Raw genomic sequence first — 18,594 nt, 5'->3', positions numbered from 1 at the left:
TGAGCATGAGCCAGAACAGTCTGCGTGTGGTGTGGGTCTACCCCGACCTGCTCAGCACCTACGGCGACCAGGGCAACGTCCTGGTCCTGGAACGCCGCGCCCACCAGCGCCGCCTGGACGTCCAGCGTGTGGACGTCCGCTCCGACCAGCAGATCCCCACCTCCGGTGACATCTACCTGATCGGCGGCGGCGAGGACCGGCCGCAGCGGCTGGCGGCCGAGCGGCTGCGCCGCGACGGCGGCCTGAACCGGGCCGTGGCCAACGGCGCGATCGTCTTCTCGGTCTGCGCCGGCTACCAGATCCTGGGCCACGAGTTCATCAACGACCTGGGCCAGCGCGAGCAGGGCCTGGGCCTGCTGGACGTGATCAGCACCCGGGGCGAGGGCGAGCGCTGCGTCGGCGACGTGCTCGCCGACATCGACCCGCAGCTCGGCCTGCCGCCGCTGACGGGCTTCGAGAACCACCAGGGCGTCACCCACCTGGGCCCGACGGCCCGCCCGTTCGCCCGGGTGCGCTTCGGCAAGGGCAACGGCACGGGCGACGGCACCGAGGGCGCGTTCAACGACACCGTCTTCGGTACGTACATGCACGGCCCGGTCATGGCCCGCAACCCACACATCTCGGACCTGCTGATCAAGCTGGCGCTGGACGTGAACGCCCTGCCGCCGGTCGACGACCGCTGGTACGAGGCGCTGCGCGCCGAGCGCATCGCCGCGGCGACACAGCCCGCATAGCGGACGGTTGTCCTCCCCGCCGCCCTCGACGGCTAGGGTGGCGGGGATTCCACCGGACGACGGGGTCCGGTCCACCGGCCCTGTTGCGAAGGTTTCCCTGTCATGCGCATCGGTGTTCTCACCTCCGGCGGCGACTGCCCCGGGCTCAATGCCGTCATCCGCTCCGTCGTGCACCGGGCGGTCGTCGACCACGGCGACGAGGTGATCGGTTTCCACGACGGCTGGCGGGGTCTGCTGGAGGCCGACTACCGCAAGCTGGACCTGGACGCCGTGGCCGGCATCCTGGCCACGGGCGGCACGATCCTCGGCTCCTCGCGGGTGCGCCCCGAGCAGCTGCGGGACGGCGTCGAGCGGGCGAAGGGCCATGTGGCCGACCTCGGCCTGGACGCGGTGATCCCGATCGGCGGCGAGGGCACCCTCAAGGCGGCGCGGCTGCTGTCCGACGCCGGGCTGCCGGTCGTGGGCGTCCCCAAGACCATCGACAACGACATCGCGTCGACCGATGTGACCTTCGGCTTCGACACGGCGGTCGGGGTGGCGACGGAGGCCCTGGACCGGCTCAAGACGACCGCGGAGTCCCATCAGCGGGTCCTGATCGTCGAGGTGATGGGGCGTCATACGGGCTGGATCGCCCTGCACTCGGGCATGGCGGCGGGCGCGCACGCGATCGTCGTGCCGGAGCGCCCCTTCGACGTCGACCGGCTCACCGAGGTCGTCGGCGCCCGCTTCGCGGCGGGCAAGCGGTTCGCGATCGTGGTGGTCGCCGAGGGGGCCAAGCCGCGCGAGGGCTCCATGGCCTTCGAGACCGGCGGTACGGACGTCTACGGGCACGAGCGCTTCGCCGGGGTGGCCCGCCAGCTGTCCGACGAGCTGGAGCGGCGGCTGGGCAAGGAGGCGCGTCCGGTGATCCTCGGTCATGTGCAGCGCGGTGGCACGCCCACCGCCTACGACCGGGTACTGGCGACGCGGTTCGGCTGGCATGCCGTGGAGGCCGTGCACCGGGGGGCGTTCGGGATGATGACGGCGCTGCGCGGCACGGACATCGGCCTGGTGCCTCTGGCAGAGGCGGTCGAGCAGCTGAAGACGGTGCCGACCGAGCGGTACGCCGAGGTCGACTGCGTGCTGTGAGCCGGACACCCCGTAGCCCCGGGTGAGGGCGCGGGGCACGGCGGTTCTACTCTGGTCCCGGCGCATTGGTGCGAAATGGGAGAGAGCGGATGGATCACAGCGGGCACGGCATGATGCATATGGACATGCCGCCGTTCACGCTGGAACGGGGTCTGCAGTTCAGTGGCGAACCGTTCTTCATGATCGGCTGCCTGCTGGGACTGGGGCTCTACGGCTGGGCCGTGGTGCGGCTGCGGCGGCGCGGTGACGCCTGGCCGATGGGCCGTACGGTGGCCTTCGTCCTCGGTGTGCTCAGCATCGCGCTGGTGATGTGCACCAAGCTCAACGACTACGGCATGGTCATGTTCAGCGTGCACATGGTGCAGCACATGGTGATCAGCATGCTCTCCCCGATCCTCCTGCTGCTGGGCGCCCCGGTGACGCTGACCCTGCGCGCCCTGCCGGCGGCCGGGCGCGGCCGCAAGGGGCCGCGCGAGCTGCTGGTGGCCCTGCTGCACAGCCGCTACATGCGCATCATCACGCACCCGGCGTTCACGATCCCGATGTTCATTGCGAGCCTGTACGCCCTGTACTTCAGCCCGCTCTTCGACTTCCTGATGGAGAGCAAGGCCGGGCACATCGCGATGATGGTGCACTTCCTCGCCGTGGGCCTGGTGTTCTTCTGGCCGATCATGGGCGTGGACCCGGGCCCGCACCGGCCGGGCTATGTGATGCGGATGCTGGAGCTGTTCGCCGGCATGCCCTTCCACGCGTTCTTCGGCATCGCGCTGATGATGGCCACGGAGCCGATGATCGGCACCTATATGCACCCGCCGGCCTCGCTCGGCATCGATGCGCTGGAGGACCAGAAGGCGGGCGGCGGCATCGCCTGGGCATTCAGCGAGATCCCCTCGGTCGTGGTGCTGCTGGCCCTGGTGTTCCAGTGGTACCGCTCCGAGCAGCGCCAGGCGCGGCGGCACGACCGGAACGCGGCGCGGGACGGCGACAAGGAGCTGGCGGAGTACAACGCCTATCTGGCCTCGCTCCAGGCCCGGGGACGCTGACCGGGGCGTCCGGAGGTATGGCGGTACGGACCGCGGCGGGGAGACGATGGTCTCCTGGCCGCGGTCCTCGCACATCTGCGCCCGGACCGCCGTGAGGAGGTGCGGCAATGCCCGGGTCCGCGAAGACGATGGCGGGACTGACGGTGGGCGGGCTGGTCCTTGTGACCGCCTATTCGGTCACCCTCGGCAGCAACGGCTGGCTGTGGTTCACCTGGGCCGTGCTGGGCCTGGCCGCCATAGGGACGCTGGCTGCGCGCGGTACGTGACGCGGCCCGTCAGAAGCGGAAGACCGCTCCGGTCGCGGAGTCGAGGGCGCAGGCGTTGGGGTAGGTGCGCCGCCAGGCCACGGGCGTGCCGTGCCAGTCCCCGTCGGCGGTCGCGGTGACCGGGTCGTACTCGCGGGTGCAGACCTGCTTCTCGCCGGGCAGCTCCTCGAACCGGCCGTGGGCCAGCGCCAGGCCCCGGCATGCCTCGGCCGCGTGCGGATGGTGGCCGCCGGTGGCGGGGCAGACCAGCCGGATGCCCCGGACCCAGGTGTTCTGGGAGCCGGAGACGGTGAGGAAGAGCCGCCCCTCCTCCTTGGTGTCGTCGGCGGCCGCCGGGGCCAGGGGCAGGGCGAGGAGAGCGGTGGCGGCGGTGGCCGCGGCCGTGGTGCTGCGTAGGGACATCGGTGCGAGTCTTCTCCCGGAGCGCGAGGTGGGCCGGGTCAGGCCACCGCGCGGGGCGCTGCGCGGCAAGCCGCCGCACCGGGTACGTCCCCCGGCCGGCGGCGGCCGGCCACCCGATCGGCCGGGCCGTGGCCTGACCCGACCTGCGGAAAACCCCTCGCGGCGGGTCGGCGCCGCATCTAGGGTCGGCGCCTGTGAAGAAGGACGGAACGGGGGAGGGCGCATGAGCGCAAGGCTGCGCGGGGTCGCGAGGGCGACGGAGGAGATCGTGGCGGCGGGCGGTTACACCGCCCCGGACGGCCAGTGGGTGGAGTTCGCCGCGGAAATCGAGCGGGCCCGCCGGGGGACGCGGCTGTACGGTCCCGGCCCGGTGGACGTGCCGGAGGCGGAGCCGGTGGCGGCCACGGAGTTCGAGGTGACCGCCGAGGGCAGCCTGGACGCCTCCCGCCGCCTGGCAGCGGACGGCCCGGTGGCCGTGCTCAACTTCGCCTCCGCCCGCAATCCCGGGGGCGGCTACCTCAACGGCGCCCAGGCGCAGGAGGAGGCGGTCTGCCGGGGCTCCGCGCTGTACACCTGCCTGCTCCGGGCCCCGGAGTACTACGAGACCCACCGCGCCGACCGCGATCCGTTCTACAGCCACCGGGTTATCCACTCCCCCGGCGTCCCCGTCTTCCGCGACGACCGGGACGCGCTGCTCCCGGCCCCGTACCGGGTGGGGTTCCTGACCTCTCCTGCGCCCAATGCCGGGGTGATCGCGCAGCGCACCCCGGACCGGGCCGGCGAGATCCCGGCGGCGCTGGCGGAGCGGGCCGGACGGGTGCTGGAGGTGGCGGCCGCGCACGGCTACCGGCAGCTGGTGCTCGGCGCCTGGGGGTGCGGGGTCTTCCGCAACGACCCGGCGCAGGTCGCGGCGGCCTTCGCCGGCCATCTGACGGGGGCGGGCCGCTTCGCGCACCGCTTCGAGCGGGTCGTCTTCGCGGTCCTGGACCGCCGCGCGGACTCCCCGACGCGGGCGGCCTTCGCGGCGGTCTTCGGGCCGGAGTCCCGCTGACGGCACCGCGCCCCGGTCCTGGAGCGGACCGGGGCGCGGTGTGGAGTGCGGGCGAGAGCCGATTACTTGGTCTCGGCCTTCGGCGGCGCAGGGGTGGCGTGCGGGGCGCACGTCACGTCCTTGCCGTCGGTCTTGCCGGTGAGCAGGTAGGCGTCCACGCGGTCGTTGATACACGGGTTGGCCAGGCCGGTCACACCGTGCGAGCCGGCGCCCTGCTCGGTGATGAGCTCGGAGCCGCGGAAGCGCTTGTGCAGCTCGACCGCGCCCGCGTACGGGGTGGCGGCGTCACGGGTGGACTGCACGATGAGGGTCGCCGGGAGGCCCTTGTGGGTGGCGACCTCGACGGGGTTGTACTGCGGGCCCTTCCACGTGGCGCAGGGCAGGTTCATCCAGGCGTTGGCCCAGGTCATGAACGGTGCCTGCTGGTGGACACGGGTGTTGTCGCGGTCCCACTTGCGCCAGCTGGTGGGCCACTTGGCGTCGGCGCACTCCACCGCGGTGTAGACGGCGTTGCCGTTCTCCGAGGCGATGTTGCCCTTGGTGTCGGACAGGTCCGGACCCGCGGCCTTGACGAGGGCCTGCTGGTCGCCGGAGCGGAACTTCTTCCAGGTGTCGGCCACGGAGACCCAGGAGGAGTCGTAGTAGGCGGCGCTCTGGAAGAAGTTGGTCAGCTCGGCCGGGCCGACGACCCCGCCGATGGGCTGCTTCTTGGCGGCGGCCCGGAGCTTCTCCCACTCCTTCTGGACCTTGGCCTGGGTGTCGCCGATGTGGAAGACGGAGTCGTACTTGGCGACCCAGTTCTCCCAGTCCTTGAAGCGGCCCTCGAACGCGATGTCCTGCTCCAGGTTGGCCTGGTACCAGATGTTCTCGCGGTCCGGGTTGACCACGCTGTCCACGATCAGGCGGCGGACGTGGCCCGGAAAGAGCGTGCCGTAGACGGCGCCGAGGTAGGTGCCGTAGGAGACGCCGATGTAGTTGAGCTTCTTGTCGCCGACGGCCGCGCGGATGACGTCGAGGTCACGGGCGGTGTTCGCGGTCGTCATGTACGGCAGCATGCCGCCGCTGCGCTCGGCACAGCCGTCCGCGTACTCCTTGGCGAGCTTGCGCTGGGCGCGCTTGTCGGCCTCGCTGTCCGGAATCGGGTCGGCCTTGGGGGCCTTGACGAACTCCTGCGGGTCGATGCAGGAGATCGGGGCCGAGTGACCGACGCCGCGCGGGTCGAAGCCGACGAAGTCGTAGGCCTTCGAAGTCTTCGTCCACAGCGGGCTCTTGGTGGTGACGCGCTTGGGGAACTTCAGGCCGGAGCCGCCGGGGCCGCCCGGGTTGTAGACGAGGGATCCCTGACGCTCGCTCGCGGTGCCGGTGGAGCGGGCCCGGTCCACCGCGATCTTGATGGTGCGGCCGTTGGGCTTGGCGTAGTCGACGGGCACCGTGACCCAGCCGCACTGGATGGGCTTGTCGATGCCCCAGTCGGCCGGGCAGTCCTGCCAGTTGACGCCGGTCTTGGCCGCCCGGGCGGCGGCGGTCTGCACGCCCTTGGCCTCGGCGGCGCCGCCGGGCACGTACTCCTCGGCGTTCGCGGCCGGGGCGGTCAGGAATCCTGCGACGAGGGCGCCGGTCACCACTGTGCCGGCAGCACCGAATATCGCTGAAGGTCTCACGTAGGGATCCCCCTGATGGATACGCCGCTTCACAGCGGCGGTGATCACGTGGTCTGCACGATCCTTTCGTCTCCCTTGCCACAAAGGACAGTCCGAGCGGGCGTTCTTTACTAATCCGTAAGAGAGAGGTCACACAGGAAGCCACGTGTGGCGTCGTACGCCGCAAGTGACTTCAAATCGCCCGTACTCCGACACCCAGCTCAAATGCCGCGGAATCCAGGAGCTTTCGCAGACTCAGGGCGTCCGGCGCGACCGCGCTCACCAGAGCCGCCGGCCCGGCGAGCGGCACGACGGCGGCCGCCGCGCCGAGCGGCCGGGCCGTCACCGGACACTCATCGAAGGCCGGGTCGACCACCAGGAGTTGGCCCACGGCCCGGTGGCCGCCCAGCACCGCGCCGCCGTCCCAGCCGGGCACGTGCGGCCCGTACGACAGCTCCTGGTCCAGGAGGGGCCGGCCGGCCCGGCGCACGGTCAGCCGGGCGGCGAGGCGGCCGGTGGGCTCGCCGGAGCGGCCGAGCACCTGCTCCTCGCGCAGCACGAGCCGGGCCCCGGCCGCCAGGTCGACGTGCGTGCTCTGGCGCAGGTCGCTGCCCCGTACGGAGATCAACTGCTCGGGCAGCCAGTGCAGCACGGCACCGTCGCCGACGGTCAGCCGGGTGCGGTACACGGCCGGTGCGCCGGTGCGGCCGGGCAGGGCGAGTGTCGCGGCCGTGGTCGAGAACCGCAGCGCGGCCCCGTCCTCGACGACGGCCGTGAGGCCCAGCACGTCTCCCCCGACCGGGGCGCTCATGGCGCCGACCAGGCACACGCGCGCCTCCGCACCACAGGGGCGCAGCCTGCGCAGCGCGAAGGGGCCGTCGCCCGCGAGGACGGGCAGGGCTGTGCCGCCGCGCCCGTCGGAGGCGGCGACGATGCGCGCGTCGGCGCGGAGCCCGGTGGCGGGCGCGGGAGCGGGCGCCGGAGCGAGCGCGGTTGTCATGCTGCGGCTGCCGTCCATGCGGCGAGCCGCTCCAGCACCCAGTCGCGGACCGGCCCCACGCCGTCCTCGGCGGCCAGCGAGGTGAAGGCGACGGGCAGTCCGCCGCGCTGCTCCTCGGCGTCGCGGGCCATCCGGTCCAGGTCGGAGCCCACGTACGGGGCGAGGTCGGTCTTGTTGACGACGAGCAGGTCGGCGGTGGTGACGCCCGGGCCGCCCTTGCGGGGGATGTCGTCGCCGCCGGCCACGTCGATGACGAAGACCTGTGCGTCGACGAGCCCCTTGGAGAAGGTGGCGGTGAGATTGTCGCCGCCCGACTCGACGAGGATCAGATCGAGCGGACCGACCGACTCCTCCAGGTCCTCGACGGCTTCGAGGTTGGCGGAGATGTCGTCGCGGATGGCGGTGTGCGGGCAGGCGCCGGTCTCGACCGCGGTGATCCGCTCGGGCGGCAGCACGGCGTTGCGCAGCAGGAATTCGGCGTCCTCGCGGGTGTAGATGTCGTTGGTGACGACGGCGATGGACAGCCGGTCGCGCAGGGTGCGGCACAGGGCGGCGACGGTCGCGGTCTTTCCGGACCCGACGGGTCCGCCGAGCCCTATGCGGAGGGCGCGGCGGGTGCCGTCGGGGCGGAGGGGGGAGGCGGCGGCGCTGTAGGTGTGCCGGTGGGGGTAGGCGTCGGGGTGGTCGAGGTGCATGGTCCCTCCGGGGGTTGGGTGAGTTGAGTGGGTGCGGGGGGCCTGCGGCGCTTTCCCCCACCCCGCCCCTTCCCGTAACCGGGGGCTCCGCCCCCGGACCCCCGCTCCTCAAACGCCGGACGGGCTGAATTTCAGCCCGTCCGGCGTTTGAGGCTGCGCTCGATGTGCGGCTCCGCCGCGTGGCGCGCGAAGCGCGGTCCGGGGTCTGGGGCGAAGCCCCAGTTACGGGAAGGGGCGGGGTGGGGGAACACCCCCCTACGTCGCGAAGAGCCGCACCGGCCACCCCGCATGCTGCTCCGCCGTGATGTCGAGCAGCGGCGCGCTGGGCGCGGGCAGGGCGTCGAGGCCCTCGTCCCGTGCCTGCCGCGCCGCATCGGCGCCCCGCACGGCCACGTCGTCCAGCTCCGGCGCCAGCCGCGCCAGCACCCCCACCGCGTCGAACGGATCGAGGCTCAGCAGCCGCACCACCGCCGTGGCGGGCCCGCTCACCGACTCGTAGGCCGCGGCATGGGCCGCGTCCAGCGGCCCGAGCCCGGCGGCGCGCGCGGCCAGGCCGAGCACGACCGGCTGGTGGGCGCCCCGCGGCCGGGCGGCGGCGAGGGCGTCGAGCGCGGGCGACGGCCACGCGGCCCGCGCGGCGCGCATCAGCTGCCGGCCGAGCCGCCGGGCGGCGGCGCGCAGGGCGGGCGAGGGCGTGCGGGCGTCGGCCGCCTCGTCGAGGTCGAGCGGGTCGATCCCGGCGGCGGCCGCGGCCGCGATCCCGGCCGCGGCCAGCCCGGCGGTGTGCAGCCGCCCCCGGCAGAACGCCTCCAGGGACGGCCCGTCCGTCACCCGCCCCGCCTTGACCGCCGCCTCGGCGCCGCCGGAGTGGGCGTGGCCCCCGGCGGGGAAGCGGCCGTCGGCGAGCACGAGCAGGGCACCACGGGTTGCCGCCATCAGAAGAGGAAGTACCGCTGGGCCATGGGCAGCTCCGTCGCCGGCTCCGGCTCGACGGCCTCGCCGTCGACGGTGACCGTGAAGGTGTCCGGGTCCACTTCCACCCGCGGCCGCGCGTCGTTGTTCCGCATGTCCGCCTTGGTGACGCCGCGCGTGCTGCGGATCGGGACGAAGCGCTTGCCCAGGCCCAGCCGCTCCGGAAGCCCGTCGTCCAGCGCCCACTGGGTGACGAAGTTGAGCGAGTTGGCCGCCGGGGCCCGGCCCAGGGCGCCGAACATGGGGCGCGGCAGGACGGGCTGGGGGGTGGGGATGGAGGCGTTGGCGTCGCCCATCTGCGCGTACGCGATCTGGCCGCCCTTGATGACGAGCTGCGGCCGGACCCCGAAGAACGCCGGCTCCCACAGCACCAGGTCGGCGAGCTTGCCCGGTTCCACGGAGCCGATCTCGTGGTCGAGGCCCTGTGCGACGGCCGGGTTGATGGTGTATTTGGCGACGTAGCGGCGGGCCCGCCGGTTGTCGGCCGGGCCGTCCCCGGGCAGCGGGCCGCGCCGCCGCTTCATGACGTGCGCGGTCTGCCAGGTGCGCAGGACGACCTCGCCGATGCGCCCCATGGCCTGGGAGTCGGAGGAGATGATGGAGATCGCCCCGAGGTCGTGCAGCACGTCCTCGGCAGCGATGGTGCCGGGCCTGATACGGGACTCGGCGAAGGCCAGGTCCTCGGGCACGGCGGGGTTGAGGTGGTGACAGACCATCAGCATGTCGAGGTGCTCCTCGACGGTGTTGACGGTGTGCGGCCGGGTGGGGTTGGTGGAGCTGGGCAGGACGTTGGCCTCGGAGACCACGGTGATGATGTCGGGCGCGTGCCCGCCGCCCGCCCCCTCGGTGTGGTAGGCGTGGATCGAGCGCCCGGCGACGGCGGCCAGGGTGTCGCCGACGAAGCCCGCCTCGTTGAGCGTGTCCGTGTGGACGGCGAGCTGGGCGCCGCTCTCCTCGCACACGGCGAGGCAGGCGTCGATGACGGCGGGCGTGGCGCCCCAGTCCTCGTGGATCTTGAAGCCGACGGCCCCGGCGCGGAGCTGGGCGCGCATCGCGTCGTACGAGACGGTGTTGCCCTTGCCGAGCAGGCCGATGTTGACGGGGTACCCCTCCAGCGCCTCGAACATCCGGGCAAGGTGCCAGGAGCCGGGGGTGACGGTGGTGGCCTTGCTGCCCTCGGCAGGGCCGGTGCCGCCGCCCACGAGGGTGGTGACGCCCGAGGCCAGGGCCTCGTCGGCGGCCTGCGGGCAGATGAAGTGGACGTGGGCGTCGATGGCTCCGGCCGTGAGGATGCGGCCGTTGCCGGAGATGATCTCGGTCTCGGGGCCGATGACGAGGTCGGGGTGGACGCCGTCCATGGTGTCCGGGTTGCCGGCCTTGCCCAGGCCGGTGATCCGGCCGTCGCGCAGCCCGACGTCGGCCTTGACGATCCCCCAGTGGTCGAGGACGACCGCGCCGGTGATGACGGTGTCCGGGGTGCCCTCGGCGCGGGTGGCGCGGGACTGGCCCATGGACTCGCGGATGACCTTGCCGCCGCCGAAGACCGCCTCGTCCCCTGCTCGGCCGGGGCCGCCGCAGCGGTCCTCCTCGATCTCGATCAGGAGGTCGGTGTCGGCGAGGCGGATCCGGTCGCCGGCGGTCGGCCCGTACAGGTCCGCGTAGGCGGCGCGGCTCAGTTCAGTCATCGAGCGGCCCCCCGCACTCGCCGCGCAGTCCCTCGATCACGCGCTTGCCGGCGATGGGGACCAGGTTGACCTCGACGGGAATGCCCGGCTCGAAGCGGACGGCGGTGCCCGCGGCAATGTCCAGGCGCTTGCCGTGGGCGGCCGGGCGGTCGAAGTCCAGGCCGGGGTTGGCCTCGGCGAAGTGGTAGTGGGAGCCCACCTGCACCGGCCGGTCGGCGGAGTTGAGGACGGTGAGCCGGGTGCGGGGCAGCCCCTCGTTGAGCCGGACCGGCTCGGGGGCGTGGTACGTCTCTCCGGGATTCATCGGTACGCCCCTCGTCACGCTATGGGCTCGTGGACGGTGACGAGCTTCGTCCCGTCCGGGAAGGTGGCCTCGACCTGGACGTCGTGGATCATCTCGGGAATGCCCGCCATGACCTCGTCGCGGGTGAGGACCTTGCGTCCGGAGGACATCAGTTCGGCGACGGTGCGGCCGTCGCGGGCGCCCTCGAGGATGTGCGCGGTGATCAGGGCCACCGCTTCGGGGTGATTGAGGAGCAGCCCGCGGGCCCTGCGCCGCTCGGCGACGTCGGCGGCCACATGAATGAGCAGGCGCTCCTGCTCGTGCGGGGACAGTTGCATACGTCCTACCTCAACACAGTGTTGACCAGGGGTTCTTCTCCCCGTGGCCACTGATTGCAGATTAGGGCGCAAGCTTTTCCAACGCGTTAACTGAGCCTTTGCGTTGTCATGGGCGGCGTGATCGCGCAGCTGATGCCCCCGGAGCTGCCGCCCCTGCCCGCCCTGACCCGGGCCGAGGGCGAACTCGTCGACCGGTATCCGGAAGTACTGGATCTCCTCGGACGGATCAACCCGGCCCGCGCGCGAGACACGTACGGCGGGCTACGAGCCGCGCAGCGGCTCGTGCTCGCGGCCGCGGAGCTGCGCGACGCGCTCACGGTCATGCACGAGCGGGGCGAACGCAAGGTGTATACGGGGACGCTGGCGCGAGCGATGCGGGTCCTGGACGGGGAGCGCCGGGCGCAGCGGGTGATGTTGCCGCCGCAGGGCCGGAGTTGAGGGCGAACTGAGGAGCGGAAACATTATTCTCCCGATCTCCTTCAGACGTCGGAGGCGATCGTAGACGTCGCGCAGCGATCATCTCGGGCGGTACGCGCACTCCGCGCTCGGGGAGATCGCTGCGCCGCAGGTGGCGGGCTCACCAGGAGCAAGCCGTCACGGTCGGACCGCCTCGCGTCCACCCGAATCACCCAGAGGTGACGAGGCTCACATCGCTCCGGATCCACTCGGATTCGCCGACGTGGCTGCGTCAAGATCCGTGCCGACGACAAGACCCCGCCACCACGGCGGGGCGGTCCGGGCGGACGCCGAACCCTGCCGCCGCCGGGGCGACTGGTCGACATGAGTGCATCGGCAGGGATGGAGGACCCGAGCACGGCGGGACGACCGGCAAGGCCGGAACGAAGGGTCGTCCCTTGGGGTGAAGCCGCTTGTGCGGCCGGGCATTCTTCGCCTGCCCGAACCCGACAGGTCATCCTTCACAGGCGGCTGACGAAGGGTTTGGCATGGGCGCTCACAAACGTCCCTCGAAGCTGTCCAGGGCCGGGGCCGTCACGGCCTCCGTCTCGGCCCTGACCCTCGCGGCCGTCGGTGCCACGGTGCTGGCACCCGGCGGCGCAAACGACGCGGAAGCAGCGACGATCTCCACCAAGGCCCTGCAGATCGCGGCCTCCAAGGCGGGTTCCCCCTATCAGTGGGGCGCCACGGGCCCGTACCGATTCGACTGCTCGGGGCTGACCCTCTACTCCTTCAAACGAGCCGGCAAACAGCTGCCCCGGACCGCACAGGACCAGTACAACCACACCCTGCACATCCCCGGTTCCGGCCGCGAGCGCGGGGACCTGGTGTTCTTCCACTCCGGCGGCTACGTCTACCACGTGGGCATCTACGCCGGTAACAACCAGATCTGGCACGCCCCCAAGACCGGGTCGGTCGTCCGGCTCGAGCGCATCTGGACCAGGAGCGTCTCGTACGGCCGCGTGAACGACTGACCGTCCGGCACGGGCGTCACCGACCGGGGAACCATCTCGCGGGTGACCACGCTCCACGGGCGACCGCGTGCGACCGGCTGACCACACGCCGGGCACCCGCAGCACTCTTCGAACCCACCGGTTCGCACAGCGCGCTTCACGAGAGCGCCGGGCCGGGCGGATCACCGCCCGGCCCCTCCGTGCTGTCCGTCCTGCGGACGGGCACGGCCCACGGCAGGCGGATCCACACCGTCTTGCCGCCCTCGGCCGTCGGCGTGACACAGACCCGGCCGCCGTGCTCGGCGGTCAGGCATCGGATGATGGCCAGACCGCGCCCGTTGTCCTGCTGGACGGCCGCAGGCAGCCGCCGGGGGTGGCGGGGATGGCTGTCGGTGACCCCGATGCGCAGCTCCTCGTCCCGGTCGAGCCGGAGGTCGACCCTGAACGTGGGCGACTGCCCCCGGGTGTGCTGCACGGCGTTGGTGGCCAGCTCGGAGACGATCAGCCGGACCGCGTCCGCGGCCTCGGCGTCCCCCGGAAGGCCCCATTCCGAGAGCACGTCCGCAACGTACCGGCGTGCGGTGGAGACCGAGGCGGGGGCGCTCGGCAGAGTGACGGTTGCTTCCTGATGATCTGCCATGACGCTTGCTGTCCCTTTCCCGCCGAGGCCGGACTCCGACGCGAGAGTGCGGGGAACTCGCGAGGTAAGCGGAGCGGAAAGACAAGAGGAAGGAGGCGAGAGAAGTCGGGAGCGGCTCTCGGACGGCTCTTCGCGACAGCCTGCCACTGATAACGGACGCGATGGGCGCGATCCACTGGATTGTGGATATATCTGTCGCTCAAAGCGGTGAACTCTGCGACGGGAGACCGTATTTGTCGGCCAGACTGGTCTATTGACTCTGACGTGCTTGCACGCAGACGTGTTGGACATGTTGTTCGCAGACGTGTTGTCCGGCGAGCGGCGGGAGGGAAGGCAGATGCGGTACGGACCCGCGGTGCGCCGCCGCAAACTCGGCGCGGAGCTGCGCCGCCAGCGCGAGCTGTCCGGCATGACCAGCCGGGAGGCCGCGGGCGCGGTCGGCTGGCACCAGTCGAAGGTGAGCCGGATCGAGACGGGCATCAGTGGCGTGAAGCCCGCGGACGTGGCCCGGCTGCTGGACGTCTACCGCGTGTCGGACCCGGAGCTGCGGGCGCTGCTCGGGGCGCTGTGCGGCGCGGGGTCGGCGGAGCCGGGGCGGGGCCGCAAGGGCCCCCGGCGCGGCTGGTGGTACGCCTACCGCGACCGGCTGCCGGCGGTCTACCTGGACTTCATCAGCCTGGAGTCCGAGGCGTCCCGCGAGCGCACGCTGGAGACCACGGTGGTGCCGGGGCTGCTCCAGACGCCGGAGTACGCCCGGGCGGTGACCCGCGCCGCGCTGGCCGACCCGCCGGAGGAGCAGGTGGAGGAGCTGGTGCGGGTGCGGATGGCCCGGCAGTCGGTGCTCTCCGGGGAGCGCCCGCTGGAGCTGTGCGCGGTGCTCGACGAGGCGGTGCTGCGGCACGAGGTCGGCGCACCGGAGGTGATGGCGGGGCAGCTGCGGCATTTGCTGGAAAGGGGTTCGCTTCCGCATGTGAGCCTGCACGTGCTGCCGTTCAGCAGCGCCAACCATATCGGCATCACGGGGCCTTTCGTTATCTTCTCATTCCCGCGCATCGCCGATCTGGACGTGGTTGTTCTCGACCATTTGACGAGTAGCCTCTACCTGGAGCGCAAAGAAGACCTCCTGGCGTACGGCTCGGCATTCAGCACCCTCCGGGCGCACGCCCTCTCGCACGAGAACTCACTGGAATTCATCGCCGGGATCAAGGACGGCGCGTAAGGAGGCAACATGTCCGCAATGCCTCGGTACGTTCCCTCTCGATCTGCTCAACTGGCCCTCCGCTGCACGATGTGGCACCGCAGCAGCTACAGCACCGGTATGAACAACTGCGTGGAGGCGGCGACGGCGGGCCCGGCCCTGCTCGCCGTGCGCGACTCGACGAAGGCGGCCGGTCCCGCGCTGCTGTTCACCCCCGCCACCTGGGCCGCGTTCGTCGCGGGCCTGCGCGGCGGGACCCTCGGGGCCGCCGACCGGGTGTCAACGGCCCGCAGTTGAACGCTCAGGCGGCCGGCGCGGTCCCGACGACCGTGGCGGCCGCCTCCGCGAGCTGCGCGTCCGACAGGTCGGCGCGGACGGTCAGCCGCAGCCGCGAGACGCCGTCGGGCACGGACGGCGGCCGGAAGCAGCCGACCGCGAGCCCCGCCGCCCGGCAGTCGGCGGCCCAGCGCACCGCCGCCTCGGGGGACGGCGCCCGCACCGACACCACCGCCGCGTCGGGCCGCACCGCCTGCAGCCCGGCCGCCGTCAGCCGCCGGTGCAGCTCGCGGGCGGCGGCCCGGGCCCGGGCCGCACGCTCCGGCTCGCGGCCCAGCACGCCGAGGGCCGCCAGGGCGGCGCCGGCCGCCGCCGGGGCCAGGCCGGTGTCGAAGATGAAGGTACGGGCGGTGCTGACGAGGTGGGCGATGACCCGGGCGGGGCCGAGCACCGCACCGCCCTGGCTGCCCAGCGACTTGGAGAGGGTGACGGTCGCCACGACGTCCCGGTCGCCCGCCAGCCCGGCGGCGTGCACGGCGCCCCGGCCGCCCGCGCCGAGCACACCGAGCCCGTGGGCGTCGTCCACCAGCAGCGCCGCGCCGTGCTCCCGGCACGCCGCGGCCAGCGCGGGCAGCGGGGCGGCGTCGCCGTCGACGGAGAAGACGGAGTCGGTGACCACGACTCCCCGGCCGCCGTGCGCCGCCAGCGTCTTGCCGACGGCCTCCGGGTCGGCGTGCGGGACGACCGCCTTCTCGGCGCGTGCGAGGCGGCAGCCGTCGATGAGCGAGGCGTGGTTGCCCTCGTCGGACACCAGGAGAGTGCCGTTGTCCGCGGGGCCGGAGAGCGCGGTGACGGCGGCGAGGTTCGCGGCGTACCCGGAGGAGAGGACCAGCGCCGCCTCGAAGCCGCAGAACGCGGCCAGCTCGCGCTCCAGCCGGGCGTGCAGCTCGGTGCTGCCGGTGACCAGGCGGGATCCGGTGGCACCGGCGCCCCAGCGCCGGGCCGCCTCGGCGGCGGCCGCGGTGACCTCGGGATGACGGGTCAGCCCCAGGTAGTCGTTGCCGGCCAGATCGACCAGGTCGGCGTCGGCGGGGCGCGGGCGCAGGGTGCGCACCAGGCCGGCCGCCCGGAGCCGCTCGTGCTGTGCGTCGATCCAGTCGAACGGGTCCCGGTGCATTCGGCCGTCCCTTTGCGTTTGGTGGGTTTGCATAAAACCTAGCCGTAACCGCGCCGGGACAGTATGTGGCGATACACACACGTCAAACGCCGCCTGTTGTGCAATCTCTCCTTGGCCGGGGGCGGGGGCGTAGGCGAGGATCGGCGCCATGGACCTGCTGAACACGCTGGTGGAGAAGGGGCTGCGGCGCGAGCTGCCGACCCGCGAAGAGGCGCTCGCCGTGCTGGCGACCTCCGACGACGAGCTGCTCGACGTGGTGGCCGCGGCCGGAAAGGTACGCCGCAAGTGGTTCGGGCGGCGAGTGAAGTTGAACTATCTCGTCAATCTCAAGTCCGGTCTCTGCCCCGAGGACTGCTCGTACTGCTCGCAGCGGCTCGGCTCCAAGGCGGAGATCCTCAAGTACACCTGGCTCAAGCCGGACGAGGCGTCCAGGGCCGCCGCCGCGGGCGTGGCCGGCGGCGCGAAGCGGGTCTGCCTCGTGGCGAGCGGCCGCGGGCCGACCGACCGGGACATCGACCGGGTCTCGGAGACCATCGCGGCGATCAAGGAGCAGAACGAGGACGTCGAGGTGTGCGCCTGCCTCGGGCTGCTCTCGGAGGGCCAGGCGGACCGGCTGCGCGAGGCGGGCGTCTACGCGTACAGCAACAACCTCAACACGTCTGAGGCGACATACGCCGATATCACCACCACGCACACCTACGCGGACCGGGTCGACACGGTACGGAAGACGCAGGCGGCCGGCATGTCCGCCTGTTCCGGGCTGATCTCGGGCATGGGCGAGAGCGACGAGGACCTGGTGGACGTGGCCTTCGCGCTGCGCGAGCTGGACGTCGACTCGGTCCCGGTGAACTTCCTCATCCCCTTCGAGGGCACGCCGCTGGCGAAGGAGTGGAACCTCACCCCGCAGCGCGCGCTGCGCATTCTGGCGATGGTGCGGTTCGTCCACCCGGACGTGGAGGTGCGGCTGGCGGGCGGGCGCGAGATCCATCTGCGCTCGCTGCAGCCACTCGCCCTGCACCTGGCCAACTCGATCTTCCTCGGCGACTACCTGACCAGCGAGGGCCAGGAGGGCAAGGCCGACCTGGCGATGATCGCGGACGCCGGCTTCGAGGTGGAGGGCATGGGCAGCACGACGCTGCCCGCCCACCGCGTGGACGCGGCCGCCGCGGGGTGCGGCGGGCACGGCGGCGGTGGCTGCGGGCCGTGCGGCGACGGCGCCGCGGAGTCCGCCCCGGAGGCGGAGGCGGTGGCGGAGGAGCCGGCTCAGGCGACGGCCGGGTCGGCCCGCCCGGACCTGGTCGCCGTGCGGCGCCGGGGCGCGGGGACGGACCTGCCGCCCAATGCCTGAGCCGCTACCCCCCTCCGAGCTGCTGGCCCTGGACCGGCGGCACGTCTGGCACCCCTACGGCCCCATGCCCGGTCGGCAGGAGCCGCTGGTCGTGGAGTCCGCCTCGGGCGTGCGGCTGCGGCTGGCCGAACCGGCGTACGGGCACCGGGAGTTGGTCGACGGCATGTCGTCCTGGTGGTCGGCCGTGCACGGCTACAACCACCCGGTGCTCAACGCGGCCGCACAGGACCAGCTGGGGCGGATGAGTCATGTGATGTTCGGCGGGCTCACCCACGAGCCCGCCGTGCGGCTGGCGGCCCGGCTGGTGGAGATCACCCCCGAGGGACTCGAGCACGTCTTCCTCTCCGACTCCGGCTCGGTGTCGGTCGAGGTCGCCGTCAAGATGTGCCTCCAGTACTGGCGCTCGCTGGGGCGCCCGGACAAGCGCCGGCTGATGACCTGGCGCGGCGGCTACCACGGCGACACCTGGCAGCCGATGGCCGTGTGCGACCCGGACGGCGGGATGCACGAGCTCTGGTCGGGGGCACTGCCCCAGCACGTCTTCGCCGACGCTCCCCCGGCCCCGGCCGGGCCGGAGACCCGCCGGGCCTACTCGGCGCACCTGCGCGAGACCCTGGCGCGGCACGCCCACGAGCTGGCCGCCGTCATCGTGGAGCCGGTGGTGCAGGGCGCGGGCGGGATGCGCTTCCACGACCCGGAGTACCTCCGGGTGCTGCGGGAGGCGTGCGACGAGCACGACGTCCTGCTGGTCTTCGACGAGATCGCGACCGGCTTCGGCCGCACGGGCAGGCTGTTCGCGGCGGAGCACGCCGGTGTCGGCCCCGATGTGATGTGCCTGGGCAAGGCGCTGACGGGCGGCTATCTGTCGCTGGCCGCCACCCTGTGCACGTCCCGGGTCGCCGAGGGCATCTCGCAGGGCGAGGTGCCGGTGCTGGCGCACGGCCCCACGTTCATGGGCAATCCGCTCGCGACGGCGGTGGCCAACGCGTCGATCGACCTCCTGCTGGGCGGGGACTGGCAGACCGACGTCAAGCGGATCGAGGCCGGCCTGCGCGACGGGCTGGCCGGGGCGGCGGACTTGCCGGGCGTGCGGGAGGTGCGCGTCTTCGGGGCCATCGGCGTGGTCGAGCTGGACCGCGAGATCGACATGGCGGCGGCGACGCGCGCCACGGTGCGCGAGGGCGTGTGGCTGCGGCCGTTCCGCAATCTCGTCTACACCATGCCGCCGTATGTGACGGAGGACGAGGACGTGGCGCGGATCTGCGCGGCGGTGTGCGCCGCCGCGCGGGAGGGCTGAGCCCCTCGGGAC

The 18,594-nt window shown here is 72.6% G+C and carries 21 protein-coding genes; 11 read left to right on the top strand and 10 right to left on the bottom strand.

The genetic code is table 11. The annotated features are described in order from the left end of the window. Positions 1–5: 5 nt before the first annotated feature. The 4 genes from AC1Z4A_RS29770 to AC1Z4A_RS29755 all read left to right on the top strand — a co-directional run bounded on the left by AC1Z4A_RS29770 (position 6) and on the right by AC1Z4A_RS29755 (position 3,171). On the top strand, positions 6–734 hold the full coding sequence (locus AC1Z4A_RS29770) for a type 1 glutamine amidotransferase (RefSeq protein WP_483682970.1): 729 nt from the start codon (positions 6–8) through the stop codon (positions 732–734). Positions 735–836: 102 nt separating this feature from the next. Beyond that, positions 837–1,862 (top strand): 6-phosphofructokinase, encoded by a 1,026-nt coding sequence (locus AC1Z4A_RS29765; protein WP_483682969.1) that lies wholly within the window; start codon positions 837–839, stop codon positions 1,860–1,862. Positions 1,863–1,951: 89 nt separating this feature from the next. Continuing rightward, positions 1,952–2,905, top strand: a complete 954-nt coding sequence (locus tag AC1Z4A_RS29760) for a cytochrome c oxidase assembly protein (RefSeq protein ID WP_483682968.1) — start codon at positions 1,952–1,954, stop codon at positions 2,903–2,905. Between the two features lie 107 nt (positions 2,906–3,012). Beyond that, positions 3,013–3,171, top strand: a complete 159-nt coding sequence (locus AC1Z4A_RS29755; protein ID WP_483682967.1) for a hypothetical protein — start codon at positions 3,013–3,015, stop codon at positions 3,169–3,171. Between the two features lie 9 nt (positions 3,172–3,180). On the opposite strand, the gene AC1Z4A_RS29750 is transcribed toward AC1Z4A_RS29755, so the two are convergent. Continuing rightward, positions 3,181–3,573 carry an SSI family serine proteinase inhibitor gene (locus tag AC1Z4A_RS29750; protein WP_483682966.1) on the bottom strand — a complete coding sequence of 131 codons (393 nt, stop codon included), beginning with the start codon at positions 3,571–3,573 and terminating at the stop codon, positions 3,181–3,183. A gap of 223 nt (positions 3,574–3,796) precedes the next feature. Between AC1Z4A_RS29750 and AC1Z4A_RS29745 the strand changes: the two genes are divergently transcribed. Beyond that, complete coding sequence (locus tag AC1Z4A_RS29745) at positions 3,797–4,624, top strand: TIGR02452 family protein (protein ID WP_483682965.1); 828 nt, start codon at positions 3,797–3,799, stop codon at positions 4,622–4,624. Positions 4,625–4,686: 62 nt separating this feature from the next. Here AC1Z4A_RS29745 and AC1Z4A_RS29740 read toward each other — a convergent pair whose 3' ends face one another. The 7 genes from AC1Z4A_RS29740 to AC1Z4A_RS29710 form a co-directional block, all read right to left on the bottom strand. Continuing rightward, entirely contained in the window at positions 4,687–6,285 is a 1,599-nt protein-coding gene (locus AC1Z4A_RS29740) for an alpha/beta hydrolase (RefSeq protein ID WP_483682964.1), read from the bottom strand. A 172-nt stretch (positions 6,286–6,457) separates the two neighbouring features. Continuing rightward, a complete protein-coding gene (locus tag AC1Z4A_RS29735; protein WP_483682963.1) occupies positions 6,458–7,282 on the bottom strand; it encodes an urease accessory protein UreD in 825 nt (274 codons plus the stop codon). Further along, the gene (ureG, locus tag AC1Z4A_RS29730; RefSeq protein WP_483682962.1) at positions 7,261–7,959 is read right to left on the bottom strand and encodes an urease accessory protein UreG; all 699 of its coding nucleotides are present in this window, start codon (positions 7,957–7,959) and stop codon (positions 7,261–7,263) included. The genes AC1Z4A_RS29735 and ureG overlap by 22 nt, the downstream gene beginning before the upstream one ends. Before the next feature lie 255 nt (positions 7,960–8,214). Next, positions 8,215–8,895: an urease accessory protein UreF gene (locus tag AC1Z4A_RS29725; RefSeq protein ID WP_483682961.1), complete on the bottom strand. Its 681-nt coding sequence runs from the start codon at positions 8,893–8,895 to the stop codon at positions 8,215–8,217. Next, complete coding sequence (locus tag AC1Z4A_RS29720) at positions 8,895–10,616, bottom strand: urease subunit alpha (RefSeq protein ID WP_483682960.1); 1,722 nt, start codon at positions 10,614–10,616, stop codon at positions 8,895–8,897. The genes AC1Z4A_RS29725 and AC1Z4A_RS29720 overlap by 1 nt, the downstream gene beginning before the upstream one ends. Beyond that, positions 10,609–10,920 (bottom strand): urease subunit beta, encoded by a 312-nt coding sequence (locus AC1Z4A_RS29715; RefSeq protein ID WP_483682959.1) that lies wholly within the window; start codon positions 10,918–10,920, stop codon positions 10,609–10,611. The genes AC1Z4A_RS29720 and AC1Z4A_RS29715 overlap by 8 nt, the downstream gene beginning before the upstream one ends. Before the next feature lie 14 nt (positions 10,921–10,934). Next, the gene (locus tag AC1Z4A_RS29710; RefSeq protein ID WP_483682958.1) at positions 10,935–11,237 is read right to left on the bottom strand and encodes an urease subunit gamma; all 303 of its coding nucleotides are present in this window, start codon (positions 11,235–11,237) and stop codon (positions 10,935–10,937) included. A 132-nt stretch (positions 11,238–11,369) separates the two neighbouring features. Between AC1Z4A_RS29710 and AC1Z4A_RS29705 the strand changes: the two genes are divergently transcribed. Both AC1Z4A_RS29705 and AC1Z4A_RS29700 read left to right on the top strand, forming a co-directional pair. Continuing rightward, a complete protein-coding gene (locus tag AC1Z4A_RS29705) occupies positions 11,370–11,675 on the top strand; it encodes a hypothetical protein (RefSeq protein WP_483683774.1) in 306 nt (101 codons plus the stop codon). A gap of 506 nt (positions 11,676–12,181) precedes the next feature. Beyond that, positions 12,182–12,667, top strand: a complete 486-nt coding sequence (locus AC1Z4A_RS29700; protein WP_483682957.1) for a C40 family peptidase — start codon at positions 12,182–12,184, stop codon at positions 12,665–12,667. 136 nt (positions 12,668–12,803) lie between these two features. Here AC1Z4A_RS29700 and AC1Z4A_RS29695 read toward each other — a convergent pair whose 3' ends face one another. Next, positions 12,804–13,286 carry an ATP-binding protein gene (locus AC1Z4A_RS29695; RefSeq protein WP_483682956.1) on the bottom strand — a complete coding sequence of 161 codons (483 nt, stop codon included), beginning with the start codon at positions 13,284–13,286 and terminating at the stop codon, positions 12,804–12,806. Positions 13,287–13,623: 337 nt separating this feature from the next. Between AC1Z4A_RS29695 and AC1Z4A_RS29690 the strand changes: the two genes are divergently transcribed. Together AC1Z4A_RS29690 and AC1Z4A_RS29685 are read left to right on the top strand one after the other, a co-directional pair. Next, on the top strand, positions 13,624–14,505 hold the full coding sequence (locus AC1Z4A_RS29690) for a helix-turn-helix domain-containing protein (protein ID WP_483682955.1): 882 nt from the start codon (positions 13,624–13,626) through the stop codon (positions 14,503–14,505). 9 nt (positions 14,506–14,514) lie between these two features. Then, the gene (locus AC1Z4A_RS29685) at positions 14,515–14,781 is read left to right on the top strand and encodes a DUF397 domain-containing protein (RefSeq protein ID WP_483682954.1); all 267 of its coding nucleotides are present in this window, start codon (positions 14,515–14,517) and stop codon (positions 14,779–14,781) included. A gap of 4 nt (positions 14,782–14,785) precedes the next feature. On the opposite strand, the gene AC1Z4A_RS29680 is transcribed toward AC1Z4A_RS29685, so the two are convergent. Next, entirely contained in the window at positions 14,786–15,937 is a 1,152-nt protein-coding gene (locus AC1Z4A_RS29680; protein WP_483682953.1) for an 8-amino-7-oxononanoate synthase, read from the bottom strand. A 148-nt stretch (positions 15,938–16,085) separates the two neighbouring features. Here AC1Z4A_RS29680 and bioB point away from each other — a divergent pair, with 148 nt between their 5' ends. Both bioB and AC1Z4A_RS29670 read left to right on the top strand, forming a co-directional pair. Then, on the top strand, positions 16,086–17,285 hold the full coding sequence (gene bioB, locus AC1Z4A_RS29675; protein ID WP_483682952.1) for a biotin synthase BioB: 1,200 nt from the start codon (positions 16,086–16,088) through the stop codon (positions 17,283–17,285). Further along, positions 17,278–18,582 carry an adenosylmethionine--8-amino-7-oxononanoate transaminase gene (locus AC1Z4A_RS29670; RefSeq protein WP_483682951.1) on the top strand — a complete coding sequence of 435 codons (1,305 nt, stop codon included), beginning with the start codon at positions 17,278–17,280 and terminating at the stop codon, positions 18,580–18,582. The genes bioB and AC1Z4A_RS29670 overlap by 8 nt, the downstream gene beginning before the upstream one ends. Positions 18,583–18,594: the final 12 nt, after the last annotated feature.

It is taken from the genome of Streptomyces sp. 17_S59 (assembly GCF_056930295.1).
This window is presented reverse-complemented; position numbering and strand designations above follow the sequence as displayed.

What these genes read in the sequence shown, in the direction of transcription:
- AC1Z4A_RS29735 (WP_483682963.1), bottom strand. Translation starts at nt 7,282, where the DNA reads ATGGACGGCAGCCGCAGCATGACAACCGCGCTCGCTCCGGCGCCCGCT.
- AC1Z4A_RS29725 (WP_483682961.1), bottom strand. Translation starts at nt 8,895, where the DNA reads ATGGCGGCAACCCGTGGTGCCCTGCTCGTGCTCGCCGACGGCCGCTTC.
- AC1Z4A_RS29670 (WP_483682951.1), top strand. Translation starts at nt 17,278, where the DNA reads ATGCCTGAGCCGCTACCCCCCTCCGAGCTGCTGGCCCTGGACCGGCGG.
- AC1Z4A_RS29765 (WP_483682969.1), top strand. Translation starts at nt 837, where the DNA reads ATGCGCATCGGTGTTCTCACCTCCGGCGGCGACTGCCCCGGGCTCAAT.
- AC1Z4A_RS29770 (WP_483682970.1), top strand. Translation starts at nt 6, where the DNA reads ATGAGCCAGAACAGTCTGCGTGTGGTGTGGGTCTACCCCGACCTGCTC.
- AC1Z4A_RS29690 (WP_483682955.1), top strand. Translation starts at nt 13,624, where the DNA reads ATGCGGTACGGACCCGCGGTGCGCCGCCGCAAACTCGGCGCGGAGCTG.
- AC1Z4A_RS29750 (WP_483682966.1), bottom strand. Translation starts at nt 3,573, where the DNA reads ATGTCCCTACGCAGCACCACGGCCGCGGCCACCGCCGCCACCGCTCTC.
- AC1Z4A_RS29710 (WP_483682958.1), bottom strand. Translation starts at nt 11,237, where the DNA reads ATGCAACTGTCCCCGCACGAGCAGGAGCGCCTGCTCATTCATGTGGCC.
- ureG (WP_483682962.1), bottom strand. Translation starts at nt 7,959, where the DNA reads ATGCACCTCGACCACCCCGACGCCTACCCCCACCGGCACACCTACAGC.
- AC1Z4A_RS29760 (WP_483682968.1), top strand. Translation starts at nt 1,952, where the DNA reads ATGGATCACAGCGGGCACGGCATGATGCATATGGACATGCCGCCGTTC.
- AC1Z4A_RS29720 (WP_483682960.1), bottom strand. Translation starts at nt 10,616, where the DNA reads ATGACTGAACTGAGCCGCGCCGCCTACGCGGACCTGTACGGGCCGACC.
- AC1Z4A_RS29680 (WP_483682953.1), bottom strand. Translation starts at nt 15,937, where the DNA reads ATGCACCGGGACCCGTTCGACTGGATCGACGCACAGCACGAGCGGCTC.
- AC1Z4A_RS29685 (WP_483682954.1), top strand. Translation starts at nt 14,515, where the DNA reads ATGTCCGCAATGCCTCGGTACGTTCCCTCTCGATCTGCTCAACTGGCC.
- bioB (WP_483682952.1), top strand. Translation starts at nt 16,086, where the DNA reads ATGGACCTGCTGAACACGCTGGTGGAGAAGGGGCTGCGGCGCGAGCTG.
- AC1Z4A_RS29700 (WP_483682957.1), top strand. Translation starts at nt 12,182, where the DNA reads ATGGGCGCTCACAAACGTCCCTCGAAGCTGTCCAGGGCCGGGGCCGTC.
- AC1Z4A_RS29745 (WP_483682965.1), top strand. Translation starts at nt 3,797, where the DNA reads ATGAGCGCAAGGCTGCGCGGGGTCGCGAGGGCGACGGAGGAGATCGTG.
- AC1Z4A_RS29705 (WP_483683774.1), top strand. Translation starts at nt 11,370, where the DNA reads ATGCCCCCGGAGCTGCCGCCCCTGCCCGCCCTGACCCGGGCCGAGGGC.
- AC1Z4A_RS29715 (WP_483682959.1), bottom strand. Translation starts at nt 10,920, where the DNA reads ATGAATCCCGGAGAGACGTACCACGCCCCCGAGCCGGTCCGGCTCAAC.
- AC1Z4A_RS29695 (WP_483682956.1), bottom strand. Translation starts at nt 13,286, where the DNA reads ATGGCAGATCATCAGGAAGCAACCGTCACTCTGCCGAGCGCCCCCGCC.
- AC1Z4A_RS29755 (WP_483682967.1), top strand. Translation starts at nt 3,013, where the DNA reads ATGCCCGGGTCCGCGAAGACGATGGCGGGACTGACGGTGGGCGGGCTG.